Below are 15,085 nucleotides of genomic sequence, written 5' to 3'. Positions count from 1 at the left end.
AACAACTAAAGAAAGATGAGTGCTAATTCTCAATTTGCGCTCATAAGCTTGATAATTATCTAGTCTTTATTCATAAAAACAGCTACATTTTGATATCAACATCACACATTATGAAAAACAATACATGAGCTAACACGCATTTAAGTCTCATGGCTAATAAGGGTTTTTATGCTGGATTGGAGCATGGCTGTTTTTAATGAAACTCAAACCCAAGTAGAGTTTCGTGTTACGCCCAATATTCATGGGCCAATTTCTGAAGATGACGTAAAACAGCTACTGACGCAGGCAGAGTTTGCCATGCTGAAACCGTTAACCCACAATATTCATAATTGTGTCGCTGAAGTTAATGCCCTCAGCACTCATGACAATGGTAAACATGAGTTATTTTTTATCATTGGTGAACGAGCTGATGGCAGTGTGACCATAGAAATCAGCGAAGATAAAATGTCGGCCTCTATGACATTAGAATCAGCATGGGGTGGAAAAGACCCTTCACTTCCAATGATCCTCAACACCCTAAAATCCCATAAAGTCAAAATGGGATTAAGCAAACCTAAAATTCAATCTCTGATCCAGCAATTAGCGATTTTACCGCCGGGTGAAAGTTGCAGTAGCCAAATCGCCATTGGCAAATTAGCTGTAAATGGCATTAATGCAACATTAACAAGACAAGTCCCCCTTGCTCGTGAACGGTTATTACAACCTCAAGAACGTGAAGATGGCTCTGTCGACATGCGAAATCTGGGCGCAATGATCATGGTGAAACCAGGCGACGTTTTAATGATAAAAACGCCTGCGACTACCGGTACTCCAGGCTATAACGTACACGGGGAACCTATCATGCAGATTGAGGGCAAAGATCTGCAAATGAAGCCGGGTAATGGCACTGAATTATTAAGTAGCGATACCAACCAACTTGTCGCAACAGTATCTGGTCAACCTGTTGAAACACCAAAAGGTATGCAAGTAGATGATGTGCTGCAAATTAAAGATGTTGACGTAAAATACGGCCATGTTGATTTTGAAGGTAGTGTCTTAATCACTGGCGATGTCCACGAGGGTATGAAAGTAAAAAGCACTGGTGACATTACTGTTATGGGGTTTGTAGACTCAGCTAGCCTTGAAGCCCAAGGCGATGTAATTGTCAGTAAAGGAGTCATTGGCCGACAAATTAAAGAGCATGAGTTAAGTACCCATATTACTGCCCGTGGCCAAATCTGTGCTCAGTTTGTGCAATATTCCAATTTAACCGCCAAAAGTGACATCTTAGTCACTAAACAACTGCTTCATAGCCATTCAGTCTCAGACAATGTCATTACCGTTAGCGATCCTAATGCCAGACGAGGCGATCTTGTCGGTGGGCGAGCGACCGCTAAAAAAGGCATTAAGGCTGTAGCCTTTGGCGCAACGGCTGGCACTAAGACTGAGCTTTATTGCGCCATGGATCAAACTGAGCTCAAAGCTGAGGCTAAAGCCAGTGATGACCAAGCTAAGCTGCTTGTTGTCGCAGGATTAGATATCGAGTCTCGCTTGAGAAAGCTGCCTCCTAAAACGGAGTGGCAAACAGATGCGGGAATGATTGAGCAAGTGAAAATGATGCTTGATGAGAAAAAAGAAATCGCCAATCGCCGTGCGAAAGCTGAAGCAGAATGTAAGCAACTTCAGCAAGAAGTGGATGGCTATTACAGTAAATATTTTGTGCAAGCAGAGAAACACATCTTTGCCAATGTAGAGATTCATATTGGCCCAGCGCAAAATCGCACCCAGCGTGAACATGGCCCTTGTCATGTTAAAAACCTCCATAATGAAATCAGTTTCGATTATGGTAGCCATTAATTTCTAACTTGGCCGTTCGGGATCAGCTAACGCAGCAATTAGCATGGTAATTGTTGCTATCAAACAGCAACTTATAAAACATTCAACGTGAGAAACCTAATCGCTTTTTTACTAAAAATCGTACTTAGGAAACAGTTAACAAGTTGACTGAATTTATTGACCATTAGAGAAGAATTCGATGCTAGCGATTTGTTGGCCAGCAATTATAAAACAGCAAGCAAGTGAAGAGCTCATTTACCTCGCTAATCAGACTGACTGGCTAGAGTATTGTTGTTTACAACTGCACCTCATAAGTAGTAACGATAGGTTATTAGATAGCGAGGGCTCTACATTCGATATTGTTATCGAGGCGCAAGCTCACCCTCAACAACATCAGGCTAATGACCCAACAGCGGCATTACCACAACTTAGAGCAAGCCAGCACCCCATAGATTTAGTGACCTTTATTCAATACGTACGCACACATGCAACCCTTAATGGTCATTGCTGCAGTGCCAAACTGGTGTTTACGGATATCAAGCAAGGTATCGACACTGTGGCATATCTTGAATCTATTTAGCTTGAGTCACTGCAACCTATCGGGCAAAATGCCTAGCAATTTCACCATCGCTACTTCACTCATCATGACTCATCACACAACAATGGAACAGCAAAAAATATGGAACTGCTGAATATAGAATGCCTTGGCAAACGTTTACGATTAGAAGGCTCTATGGCCGGTTGGCAACAACTTTATTGGGATAATCAATTAGTCTCTCAAAAATCGGCATCAGCAGATAACCAGGCTTTCAATGTGCACGAATTCGAATTATCGCGCCCCGCTTCAATGGCAGGAGCAACGACTGATGACATTATTACTGAAACCAGTAAAACCATTGTAAAAGTAAGAGTAGAGGCTGATGTCCAGTGGCAGCCTTTTATCATTAACTACACGATTTTGGTTGATAATGACACAGTAGCTCAAGGGCAGAGAAATACTAAAGATATCGAACAACAAGTGCCTGAAGTCGCTCCTGTTAAAACGCAAAAATTCAGTATGATTGGCTTAGCCTCACTTGGGTTCAAGCTATTAAAAAGTGCCAAAGTTGTCAAAGCTATGCTCGCTGCGGCAAGTGTCGCGGCCTATTCATGGCTATTCTCAATTGAATTTGCACTAGCATTAATTGCCTGTCTGGTTGTTCACGAATATGGCCATATTAAAGCCATGAAGCACTTTGGTATGAAAACCAAAGGGATTTACCTTATCCCATTCATGGGCGGTTTAGCTGTCAGTGATGAGCGAATAAATACTCGATGGCAAAATGTCGTCATCTCTATCATGGGGCCAACATTTGGCCTCTTGATGTCAATAGCCTGCATGGTCGCTTATTGGATCACCGGCAATATCTTTTTTGCAGGTTTAGCCAGTTTTAACGCCTTACTAAATCTGTTTAATCTACTGCCAATTTTACCCTTAGATGGCGGCCATATTCTTAAAAGCATCACTTTTTCGATGAACAGCATGGTAGGGTTAATAGCCTGTATCTCTGGAGCGGCAATAGGCGTGTTTATCAGTTATAGCTTGGGGCTAGCTTTATTAGGGTTCTTGTTGCTAATTGGTAGTTTAGAGATTGTATTTGAGTGGAAAACTCGACACCAAAGTCACCTGTTGCCCTTAGATAGGTATGGGCAAATTTTCTCAACGGTTTGGTACTTTTTAACGGTTGGTCTACTTATCGCTATTATTTGGTATTTTGCAGCTTCAGGCGACGAGATGCTGGCTATGCCGCTTGAAATTTTAAAGAGTTAATACTTCAATATGCTATCGCTGGCAGTTTGCAATATCATTGCTAATGCCAGCGACTCACCATTAACTGATCTCAAAAACCTTAGTCATTACCTTATAAAGCTCTGTCCCTTGATGCACAGAAGCTGAGGCAAAATGCAGTACAGGAACGCAATCACAAGGTAAACTGATTGTCGTCATGGCATTCTCTGTTCCGTATTGATCAAGTCGTAAAAGGGTCACTAACGGCTCACCAGCTTTCAAAGGTTGTCCTACCTCTGCGCAATACTCAACTAATCCAGCTTTTGGTGCATGGAATTTTTTATAGTTAGCTAAATCACATCCCCAACGCTTCATTGCTGCAGGTTGCACTTTTTCTGCGATCACACCTCTATGACTTAAGTACGCCAAGATCCCCATCGCATCGAGTTCTGCATCAGCCATATCGACACGCTCTTGACTCGCCAATTCAAGCGTAAACGCCGCTACGGGGACGTCAAAATGTCTCCCTTGACGCGCACAAAAGCGTTGGAGCTGCCACCACGGGTAAAATGCAGCCTCATCCATAGCACCGCCAAACTCATTAGGAATAACCAATGAATAAGGAATTGAGAAATAAGCCGCAGATGCGACATCATACTCTGGGCAATATAGATGTTTTGCAGACTTAGGGCCGGTATGTAAATCCAATACAATATCCGCTTGATGCGCCATCGATTGTAGTGTCACCGCGAGTTGATGCCCCGTGCTAATTCCCCAAGAGTTATTTAAACGTTGCTGACAGCTTTGTGCTAATAACACTCGAAATGCGGCGAACAACTCATTATTTGATAAAGCCTTGTTTGCTTGATACCAATTAGGAATGTCTGCCACTATTGCGGCATGTTCAAAATATTCTCTATTCCAGTTCACTCCCGTAATAGGATCAAATCGCCCAAGAGTAAACTCACCACTTTTTTGATTAATCCCCAATGGGTTAGCTAAAGGAACACAATGTATATCACCTAAGATTTGATGGCCTTCCAATAGCGTCATCAACTGATGAATTACCGCGTTACCTTGCACTTCTGCGCCATGAACATTGGCTTGAATATAGACAGATGGTGCAGCACTATCACTTCCTTTAAACGTATAAATAGGAGCTGTTAGCGCTTGGCCAGTAGCCAATTCACCTAATTGAACTGTAGATACGTGAGCGTTGGAGGTGCGATTCGCTTCTGTCATATATTCTTTAGCCTCATATGTTCCAAGCATTGTTACTTGGTGAACACTTCCTTTTATTCAAATAAATTTTGGTGCAATGAATTGACCACATCTGCCGCTTCAGACTCTGCTACTAATACACATAAGTTATGCGGGCTTGCGCCTTGACAAATCATTCGCACATTGTGCTTTTCTAATACTGAGAAGACACGGCTACAAATCCCTGCTGTTGAGGCAATTTTATTACCAATAATAGCCACTAACGCCAATTTATCTTCAACACGAACTCGACAATGCTGTGATAACTCCTGCAGTAATGACTCACTCAATAACCCCTGACCGCTAGAGTCTGATCCTGTTTTATCGAGCGTTAATGAAACATTCACTTCTGAAGTAGTAATCAGATCAACTGAGATTTTGTGCTTGGCTAATGTCGCAAATGTTTCAGCAAGGAAGCCTTGTGCATGCAACATTTGCAGGCTGTGCAAATTAAGCAGGGTTTGATCACGTCTTAATGCAACTGCACGGTAAACGGGAGCGTTTTCTACTTGATGTCGAATCCAAGTACCGCCTTGTTCTGGCGCTTTACTTGAACCAACAAACACTTGAATTTGTTGACGAACGGCAGGAAGAATCGTCGCAGGATGCAATACTTTAGCACCAAATGTTGCCATTTCAGCGGCTTCATTAAAGCTGATTTCAGGGATTGGTCTAGCATTGGGAGCAAGACGAGGATCGGTTGTATAAATACCTGCTACATCGGTCCAGATTTCTACCGCATCAGCTTTTAAGCCCTCAGCCAACAGTGCTGCTGAATAATCACTACCACCACGGCCAAGAGTAGTGGTGCGCCCTTGGTCATCAGCGCCAATGAAACCTTGCGTAACAATAACTTCATTGGCTAATAGTGGTGCTAAATGCTCAGCACCTAACGATGCTATTTGCTCTATTTGCGGCTCTGCGCGGCCAAAATGGCTGTCTGTACGTAATACTTGTCTGACATCAAATGCACTTGAAGGAGTGCCCTTTTCACGAATAACAGCAGAAAATAGCAATGAGGAACATTGCTCTCCCATTGAAAGTAGTTCATCAATGATTGCTTTACTGCGATCTAATACAAGCGCATCACTGAGCACTGACATACGGCTAAGTAACTTATCAATACCTGCGGCAACATCTTGAGGACGATCGAGCTGATCAACAATGTCATATTGAATTTGGCCAATTTGCGTCAGTAATGCTAAACGACGCTTGTCATTCACATTAGCTTGCGTAAGCTCCACCAATAAATTAGTTACGCCGCTGGATGCACTAACAACAACGACTCGAGTATGTCTGTTCGCTAAGATAATATCGGCGCAGCGGTTCATTGCAGCGTAATCTGCCACAGAGGTTCCACCGAATTTAGCTACAACTAAGCTCATACTGACACCTCCACGCTTGAAGGCTGACATACAAATGCGAATTGACTACTTAGATTAAAAAACATGATTACACTCCGAACTTACTTCGTTCGAAGAGCCTGGTGCAGTGATAACGCACCCTTATAAGAAGGGAAACAGCAATCTTCACCAGAAGCTCTCCACCAATGAATAGGTGACAATCGTTAGGATTCAGCCTAATCGACCGATATGAAATGAAACCAACCATTTGACATACCTCGGCGCTAATCTCCCTCATAAGTGGTTTTAGGAATTGGTTTTCCTCGCACTTACTACCTAGCTAACGCTCCTCTTCTGTTTCTTCCCTCAGGAAGAAATTGAAAAATACCAATAAATAACCACCTAAGTCAATTATGGAATGTAATAAAATTACTAAATAACTGAATACTGAATATACGACATTCACACTCGCTGTCATCACATCAGCTTAGATATTTAAATAGTTAGGATAAAAATAGCTTTATTTACAGACACTAAAGATATGAAAGCAAGCATTAACTTTAACGTAAAATGCTAACAATACAGTATTTAGCTATATTAAATAGACCATAAGGGAAGTTTTAGTTTCAAACTCTGAATAAAGGCATTTTTAGATAGGTCGGCCTTCCATAAGCTATTTCTAGTTCAAATCAATACAGCGCTATTATAAATAACCTTGTCTATAATAAAGTGGGTTTATCAGCAGCCCTAATGCGTTGATATAATAGGTGACTAGCAGTATCAGCTTGACGGAACTGCTTTATCAATCAATAAATTACTCATGAAGATCAGGCAACTCATTAACCACCTGAGTGCGAGTCATAAAATCGCCTATCATCACTTCTTTATCAGGTGCATCGCCACAAGCAACTAATGACAAACGACCTTGATTGACATAATAGATTGCATGCTGTTTAAACTCGCGTCCAAGCTCCAAAGCTTGTTCTTTATCAATAAAGATAGCCCAGCTTTTTTCCATATGAGATAAATCGGGAGCGGCTCCAATAAGCGAACGATATGGACGCTTATATTGTTCGATTTTGGTTTGTAATTGGCGGTCGAGCAAACGGTTTTGACAAGGAGTTAAGATACTCCCTAACGGGTTATGAGCAGTGACGATTGCAAAAGGAATATCATTCGCAAGTCTCTGCGTTAGTAAGAATTGTGTCCCTTGATATTTGTGCCAAAGGCACTCAATTGCATTTTCCATTATTTCATTTTCTCTGTTGAACCCAGTTTACAGTAGCAAACCCTTTATTACAGTGACAGCCCATGTGATACAAGTCACAAGAACCATAATTATATTAACCTGTTAAATCAGCACCTTACCTAAAAAACCAATTTTGTAACAATTCTAGAGAGTAAATTTGTTAACATTTCATTTGTTAACAAATGCCTAAAACGAGTACAATAATCATCACTAGCTAGATTTTGCTACATAACTATTAACAGTGATACAAGCAGTTACATACTTCAGTAGTTTAATTGCTACTAAATTTTCAAGCTTGTACATTTTGTTCTACATTTTAGATGATATAAATATAGAACAATAATTAGTTTGCCAAGGAACTTTAACGAGCAATCTAATCTCATAGTTTTATGAATCATTGTTTTAATAGATCTTTCGACTGATTGTGAGTCAATTAATACTCAGCATACAATCTAAGTATTGATTTTTTATGATCACATTTATGTCACGTATGTCACTTTAATGATGTATTAAGCTGAATGTATATAATGTAGTTAGTCATGAAGCGTGTTTTGTTCAGGGCAGACATAGATAAACACCTATCGTGAAATTGAAAAATTATCGGCACTTTCATAAATAAGCAGTGCCACCGCCCTAGTGCAACATGACTAGAATCGAATTGTTTTTAATTTAGGTAAATAACATGCAAAACCCACACATTCTTATTGTTGAAGATGAAGCTGTAACCCGTAATACTCTGCGCAGTATTTTTGAAGCAGAAGGGTATGTAGTAACTGAAGCAAACGATGGCGCAGAAATGCACACAGCCATGCAGGATAATAAGATTAATCTTGTTGTTATGGATATCAATCTTCCTGGTAAAAACGGTTTATTGTTAGCTCGTGAACTTCGTGAAATCAACAACATCGGTCTTATTTTCTTGACTGGTCGTGATAACGAAGTTGACAAAATTCTTGGTTTAGAAATTGGCGCTGATGACTACATCACTAAGCCATTTAACCCACGCGAATTAACTATCCGTGCTCGTAACTTATTAACTCGTGTTAATAGCACTGGCGCAGAAGTAGAAGAGAAAGGTTCAGTTGAATTCTACCGTTTCAATGGTTGGAGCTTAGAAATCAACAGTCGTTCTCTAGTTAGCCCACAAGGTGAGTCTTACAAGCTACCACGTAGTGAATTCCGTGCAATGCTTCACTTTGTTGAAAACCCAGGCAAAATCTTAACTCGTGCAGACCTGTTAATGAAAATGACTGGCCGTGAGCTTAAGCCACATGACCGTACTGTTGACGTTACTATCCGTCGTATTCGTAAGCACTTCGAAAGCTTACCTGATACGCCAGAAATCATCGCGACTATCCACGGTGAAGGCTATCGTTTTTGCGGTAACTTAGAAGACTAATCACAAATAGTGATACAAAAAAGCCAAGTCAATGACTTGGCTTTTTTTATGACTTTTTATCAGTCACGTTTCTACAATGATCAGCATATGACATCTCGCCAAAGTGCATTTCGCACTTACTTGCTTATCCTTAAACCTAACATCCCTTTAATGGCGACGATTATTGTTGAGCAACTCTATCAAATTCTTTAAACACAATGCCCCCACAATCAAATTGAGGGCAATGAGTACCACTACAGCCATTTACTTCAACTCATTTTCCAAGAAAGCAGCCAATGATTTGTAAAGGTGATTTCTCACTTTCTCACCACGCATTGAATGTTTCGAACCTGGATAATCCATCATCTGAAATAATTTACCTTCGTCCTGCAATACCTTATAAACACGCGTACTGTTTTCAAACAATACATTGTCATCGGCCATGCCGTGATACATCATCAAACCTGATTGATAATTTTTCACATATGGTAAAACGCTCGCTGCATCATACCCTTTTTTATTTTTTTCTGGGTGACCCATGTAACGTTCTGTGTAATGGGTATCATATAAACGCCAATCCGTTACCGGAGCCCCAGAGATTGCCGCTTTAAAATAATCAGGCGCTTTAAACTGCGCCATAAGCGCCATGTACCCGCCATAACTATGGCCATAAATACCAATATTATCACCATCAACAAACGGTAAGCTTCTCAGGTAATCAACCCCGACTTTTTGATCCTCAACTTCCGCATCGCCCATATTTTGATAAATTACATACTCAAATTTTGTGCCGCGATGGGCAGAGCCACGATTATCAAGCTGAAATACTGCAAAGCCTTGTTGAAGTAAATACTGAGTAAAGTAATCCGCCTCACTCCAGCTATTAACGACTAATTGCGCATGTGGACCACCATAAACACGAACCACTACTGGATACTTTTTACTGTCATCAAATGGTACAGGCTTAAATAAGCGATACTGTAATGCTTGGCCATCTTCAGCTTTAAGCTCGCCAAACTCAGGCATTTCCCACAAACCAGCAAAGTCATATAGAGGATGGCTTTTAGTGACTTCGTTTTGTTCAACCCAAGCTAATTGTTCACCCGTTTCATCATGTAAACTCACCTGTGGTGGCTGACTTAAGCTACTAAAATAATCTAAGTACACAGGCTTATTATCTGCAAACACTGCTGAATGCATGCCACTACGAGATGATAACTTCTCAATTTTACCACCAGCTAATGGCACGCGGTATAAATGACGCTCAACCACGCTATCTTTTCGACCAGAGAAATAAACCCAACCTGCTTTTTCATCTACCAGTTCAAGCGCATCCACCACCCAGTCGCCTTGGGTTAGCTGTCTTTGTACCTTGCCATTTAAATCCACGACATAAAGATGATTAAATCCATCTCGCTCAGAGGCCCAAATAAATGAATCTTGTTGTTTTAAAAAATGTAAATCATCATTTAAATTCACCCAAGCTTCACTGAGTTCAGCAACTAAGGTTTTGGCTGCGGCTTTTTTTGTGACATTCACAATACGTAAATCTAATGCTTGCTGATCTCGGCTTTGCCATTGAAAAGACAAATGCTGACTATCTGGTAACCATTTTACTCGTGGTAAATACATGTCTTTTTCACTGCCTAAATCGACCCAAGACACAAGGTTGTCAGATAAATCATCGCTTAATTGAATAACACCAAGCTCAATCTCAACATTGGCTTTTCCAGCATATGGATATCGCTGCTCAGTCAGTTTGATGCCATCTGCATAAATTTCATTTCGAGTCACCAACTCAACGCCTGACTCATCAATGCGAGTAAAGGCAATGGAAGTTTCATCTGGTGACCACCAGTAACCTGTCATGCGCCCCATTTCTTCTTGGGCGACAAATTCAGCCATACCATTTTTTATCGGCCCTTTGCCATCAAAAGTCAGTTGGATGAGTTTTGACGTTTCTAAGGCTAGGACAAAAATATTCTGCTCACGTACAAACGAAACAAAGTTTCCTTTTGGCGATAATCTTGCGTCAGTAGCAAAGCCTTCACCCGTATCCAGTTCTACCGTTTTATTGTCTGCTAAAGTGAAGTAATAAAGCTTACCCGCAGCAGGAATAAGCAAAGATTGACTGTTTTCTGCCCAAAAGTACTCCATGATCCCTTGACCATAAATACGTTGGCGTTCGCGGCGAGCCTTTTCTTCATCCGATAATTCGCCTGACGCTAAATCATCAGCATTAAGCAATATGCTACGTTTAGATGTCTTAATATCCATTTGCCATAAATCAAACAAATATTGGTTATCCTCACGGCTCGCAAGGTAGGTTACTCGACTGCCATCAGGTGACAGCTTTAACCCTCTTGGGCTTGCTCCTGCTAAGGCAGGCGATGCATGAATACGTTCGATGGTGAGTGGGGTAGAATTTCCTGTCATTTTCGTCGCCGCTATTGCTTGTGAAGAAACCAGTGCGCCAGCCAATGCTAACGACATTACCGACACAGCTGACCATGTCGCTTTCCATTTATTTGTCATTGTTATTCCTTGCTGTAAACCGAGGCAAATTTCATTATTTGAATTATTTATTTAACCTAATGCCTACTAGAATTCGTTATTTTGCCTGAGTTTATAACAAATCGGTATCCCGTCCTAACTTGCTCAACTTTTTCACGCTGTATTGTGCGTCAATCTGAGGTATTATCGTTGCCAATAAATTAAAACATTAACCACTGGTTACCGACCTTAACCTCTACTGTCTTAGGAACAAGCATGCAAACTTTGACACAAACCCTTACAAAACAAGCAGTACCCGACTCACTTTCACAACTCATTTTGCGCTTAGCTGACTGTTCGAAAGACATCAGTCAAGCGGTTCGCCACGGCGCACTTGCTGGCGTCTTGGGCGCAACAGAGCAAGAAAATGTTCAAGGTGAAACTCAGAAAAAGCTCGACGTTATCACTAATGACATGCTTAAAGATGCGTTAAAAGCCGAAGGAAACGTGCGTGGACTCGCATCAGAAGAAGAAGATTATGTCGTTGAAGTCAATAAACAAGGCGAATTCCTTGTGTGTTTTGATCCCTTAGATGGTTCATCAAACATTGATATCAATTCGCTTGTTGGCACTATTTTTTCAATCTTGCCAGCACAAGATGGCGAATTAACAGAAGCCAGCTTTTTACAAAATGGTCGTCAGCAACTTGCTGCAGGTTACGTGCTTTATGGACCATCAACCATGATGGCATTAACCACTGGCCAAGGTACTCAGTTATACACCCTAAATCCTGATACCAATGAGTTTTTACTTACTGATGAAGCGGTTAACATCAGTAAAGACACTGCAGAGTTTGCCATCAATATGTCAAACCAGCGCTTTTGGGAAGCACCAATGCAAACTTACATCAGTGAATTATTGCTGGGTAACATTGGCCCTAGAGAAAAGTCATTTAACATGCGCTGGATTGCTGCGATGGTGGGCGATGTTCATCGCGTATTATGTCGTGGCGGTATCTTCATGTACCCAACTGACAATAAAAACCCAGAGAAGCCATACAAGCTGCGTTTAATGTACGAAGCAAACCCTATGGCACTATTAGTAGAACAGGCCGGTGGTAAGGCATCTACTGGCTATGGCGATATCTTAGACATTGAACCAGAAGCGATTCACCAGCGTGTAGCGGTCATCTTAGGTAGTGCCAATGAAGTTGATACTTGCTTGAGCTATCATGGGCTTGATTATAGTAACGAACCAGATATTGCATAATCGTGCACACTTAATAAAAAAACCGCCAATTGGCGGTTTTTTTATTAAGCTATCGACCCAAACTTATACGTTGACTCAACGATTCCCTATTCCCAACTGAATTTACCATATTCAGGAAAAGCCAGCGCTGTTTGCGGGTTAGCTGCCAGCTCTTGCTTCATTACTATAATATCTTTTTGCAACTGCGTTCTGTATTGCCACACTTCTGTCGCAACCGCTTGAAGCTCTTTTGAATCGCCAGCGTTACCATTTCTCACCGCAGCCCATATTAGGCGTAGATAATCAAAACCTTGTTTTAAGTGGGCCACATTAGCATCAATGAACTCATCTAGTTGCGGTGATGTTGGTAATGATTCAACAGGCTGAGTGCCAATGGTTGAGAAAAAATCGATATATTCATCTAACGGAACACTGTCAGCACTTTGCCATTTTGATAAACTTGCCTCATTAAGTAATTGCCCTGTTCTTGGATCAATAACCATTACAGTCGGTGTGCCAAAGTAAGCAGGATAACCATACTTTTGCGGTAAGCTATGCATATCGTCAAAATATGCCACATCGACGAATACGGTTTCAAAACGTGAGATTAAAATAGGCTGCATTGTTTGGTCTGAAAAGTTACCCGCCAGACCTCTGCTGTCATGACACCACTGTGCTCCCATCACAACTAACAATAACTTTCCTTGCTCTAAAGCCTTTGACTGAGCCAACTCAACTCTTTGCAGATCATTATCGTGTGCGATAGATGTATATTGCGGCAATGCTTCAGCATGGTGCTCTGTTGACTGACAGCCCATCAATAACATCAATGGTATTAATAATATTCCAATTGCTAATCTCACTTAACGCTCCCTTTTGGTCAGTGATACTGATTTACCTTATCAGCATATACAAAAAAGGCCTGCAAATGCAGACCCTTATCTAGCTTATTAAAAGAACTAATTCATTTAATAGTGAATCGACTCATCGCATTAAGCTTTTTCAGCTTCTAATTGATGCGGCTTCTCAGTTTGATCAACGATAGTTAATACCGCGGTATCACCTACTACGTTACATGAAGTCAGTACCATATCAATGATACGGTCAAGCGCTGCCACAATCGCAAAGGCTTCAACAGGTAAGCCCATCTGATGGATAAGCACACCAATCATGACCATCCCGCCACCTGGAACACCACCAGCGCCCACTGACAGTAAAAACACACTGAACAATAATGCTGGGATTTGCTCGCCACTGATTGGCATGCCAAAGGCATTCGCCACAAAGAAAATCGCGATAGTAATATAAATCGATACGCCGCCCATATTCATCGTTGCACCAAGCGGAACGCCAAAACCAGCAACGGCACGATTAACACCAAGCTTATCAGTCAAGGTTCGCATAGTAACCGGAATCGTGGCATTTGAGCTTGCGGTTGATAACGAGAATAAGATTTGCTCGCGGGTTTTCTCACGAAACTGCTTGGCAGTCACTTGCGTGAAGAAGCTGACTGCGAATGGGTAAACCACAAAAATCCACAGCAACAATAGCCCTAAAATGAGTAATAAATACTGCACAACACTGAAGAAAATTTCTGGCTCTAACGTTGCCCCTAACTTGAACATCAACGCAAACACACCAATAGGAGCCAAATTCATCACAACAGAAATCAAACGCATCATAATAATATTTGCAGTTTGAAAGCCTTTTACAGCACCTTTGGCAACTTCACCTAATGATTTAATCACGCCGCCAAGTAGCAGCGCCATAAAGATAACCTGAAGCATATTGCCCGAAGTAAATGCCGAGAACGGGTTATTCGGCACGATATTCACGATAAGCGTCATTAAGTTGGGTAATTCAGTCGCTGTAATGGCCACATCGACATTGCTTGTCATGTCGATCCCTTTACCAGGCTCTATGAGCATAGCAACGGCAAATGCTGCTGTGATAGCCACTAGGGTATTGATGATATAAAAACCAAATGTTTTACCACCAAGCCTGCCAAAGCTTTTTAAATCTTGCAGTTCACAGACACCGCAAACAATACTCACAAACACTAAAGGCACAACAAGCATCATGATCATATTGACGAACATCTTTCCGATGCCCGATGCAATGTCGACTAATGTCCCAGAAAAGAACGCTACATCATTTAGCGCAAATTGGACGATACTTCCGAGAAATACCCCTAAGAATAACCCGATAAAAATTCGAGTTGATAATGATTTAACCATGATTGTTGTATTCCTAGTTCAAGCCGACTTCAGAAGCAAACACCTAAAAACGACAATAAAATTGTTTTAATTATTTTAGCGACCACGATACTGAAACAAGTTGCAATACATTTCAATGTTAGAGATCAATAAGTTGTTACTCCCATTGAAACGGCAGATTTACAACTATAATTAACCAGCTGATTTTAAAGGTCTTACACTAAAACATTAATCATTTAAGAGTCAAAGCCAGTTTTGCTCACCAAAACACATCCCTTTAACAGCTAAACATATCGTGTTTAAAAGACTGAAAAG

At 41.2% G+C, this 15,085-nt stretch carries 12 protein-coding genes and 1 riboswitch; of the genes, 6 read left to right on the top strand and 6 right to left on the bottom strand.

What is annotated here, in order from left to right:
• Nucleotides 1-168 precede the first annotated feature (168 nt).
• The 3 genes from AB4128_RS13460 to AB4128_RS13450 all read left to right on the top strand — a co-directional run bounded on the left by AB4128_RS13460 (nt 169) and on the right by AB4128_RS13450 (nt 3,625).
• Nucleotides 169-1,836, top strand: a complete 1,668-nt coding sequence (locus tag AB4128_RS13460) for a DUF342 domain-containing protein (protein ID WP_372037981.1) — start codon at nt 169-171, stop codon at nt 1,834-1,836.
• A 178-nt stretch (nt 1,837-2,014) separates the two neighbouring features.
• Nucleotides 2,015-2,395 carry a DUF4144 family protein gene (locus AB4128_RS13455; protein ID WP_372037980.1) on the top strand — a complete coding sequence of 127 codons (381 nt, stop codon included), beginning with the start codon at nt 2,015-2,017 and terminating at the stop codon, nt 2,393-2,395.
• A 99-nt stretch (nt 2,396-2,494) separates the two neighbouring features.
• Entirely contained in the window at nt 2,495-3,625 is a 1,131-nt protein-coding gene (locus tag AB4128_RS13450) for a site-2 protease family protein (RefSeq protein WP_192022092.1), read from the top strand.
• A gap of 60 nt (nt 3,626-3,685) precedes the next feature.
• Here AB4128_RS13450 and AB4128_RS13445 read toward each other — a convergent pair whose 3' ends face one another.
• From AB4128_RS13445 to AB4128_RS13435, 3 genes are all read right to left on the bottom strand, one after another.
• Nucleotides 3,686-4,825 (bottom strand): succinylglutamate desuccinylase/aspartoacylase family protein, encoded by a 1,140-nt coding sequence (locus AB4128_RS13445; protein WP_192022091.1) that lies wholly within the window; start codon nt 4,823-4,825, stop codon nt 3,686-3,688.
• A 53-nt stretch (nt 4,826-4,878) separates the two neighbouring features.
• On the bottom strand, nt 4,879-6,228 hold the full coding sequence (gene lysC / locus AB4128_RS13440; protein WP_055022664.1) for a lysine-sensitive aspartokinase 3: 1,350 nt from the start codon (nt 6,226-6,228) through the stop codon (nt 4,879-4,881).
• Between the two features lie 143 nt (nt 6,229-6,371).
• Nucleotides 6,372-6,548, bottom strand: a riboswitch (Lysine riboswitch).
• A gap of 452 nt (nt 6,549-7,000) precedes the next feature.
• Entirely contained in the window at nt 7,001-7,435 is a 435-nt protein-coding gene (locus AB4128_RS13435) for a DUF3293 domain-containing protein (RefSeq protein ID WP_372037979.1), read from the bottom strand.
• 682 nt (nt 7,436-8,117) lie between these two features.
• On the opposite strand from AB4128_RS13435, the gene arcA reads away from it, so the two are divergent.
• The gene (arcA, locus tag AB4128_RS13430; RefSeq protein ID WP_055022666.1) at nt 8,118-8,834 is read left to right on the top strand and encodes a two-component system response regulator ArcA; all 717 of its coding nucleotides are present in this window, start codon (nt 8,118-8,120) and stop codon (nt 8,832-8,834) included.
• Between the two features lie 48 nt (nt 8,835-8,882).
• Nucleotides 8,883-9,026: a hypothetical protein gene (locus tag AB4128_RS13425; protein ID WP_160319065.1), complete on the top strand. Its 144-nt coding sequence runs from the start codon at nt 8,883-8,885 to the stop codon at nt 9,024-9,026.
• Between the two features lie 51 nt (nt 9,027-9,077).
• Here the strand turns inward: AB4128_RS13425 and AB4128_RS13420 are convergent, their stop codons facing one another.
• Nucleotides 9,078-11,348 (bottom strand): DPP IV N-terminal domain-containing protein, encoded by a 2,271-nt coding sequence (locus tag AB4128_RS13420; RefSeq protein WP_372037977.1) that lies wholly within the window; start codon nt 11,346-11,348, stop codon nt 9,078-9,080.
• A 234-nt stretch (nt 11,349-11,582) separates the two neighbouring features.
• Here AB4128_RS13420 and AB4128_RS13415 point away from each other — a divergent pair, with 234 nt between their 5' ends.
• Nucleotides 11,583-12,575 (top strand): class 1 fructose-bisphosphatase, encoded by a 993-nt coding sequence (locus AB4128_RS13415; protein WP_372037976.1) that lies wholly within the window; start codon nt 11,583-11,585, stop codon nt 12,573-12,575.
• 86 nt (nt 12,576-12,661) lie between these two features.
• Here AB4128_RS13415 and AB4128_RS13410 read toward each other — a convergent pair whose 3' ends face one another.
• Nucleotides 12,662-13,417 (bottom strand): thioredoxin family protein, encoded by a 756-nt coding sequence (locus tag AB4128_RS13410; RefSeq protein WP_372037975.1) that lies wholly within the window; start codon nt 13,415-13,417, stop codon nt 12,662-12,664.
• Nucleotides 13,418-13,546: 129 nt separating this feature from the next.
• Nucleotides 13,547-14,791: a dicarboxylate/amino acid:cation symporter gene (locus AB4128_RS13405; protein ID WP_055022669.1), complete on the bottom strand. Its 1,245-nt coding sequence runs from the start codon at nt 14,789-14,791 to the stop codon at nt 13,547-13,549.
• Nucleotides 14,792-15,085: the final 294 nt, after the last annotated feature.

The sequence above is a fragment of the Shewanella sp. 10N.286.52.A9 genome (assembly GCF_041468985.1).
Classification (GTDB): domain Bacteria; phylum Pseudomonadota; class Gammaproteobacteria; order Enterobacterales; family Shewanellaceae; genus Shewanella; species Shewanella japonica.
This window is presented reverse-complemented; position numbering and strand designations above follow the sequence as displayed.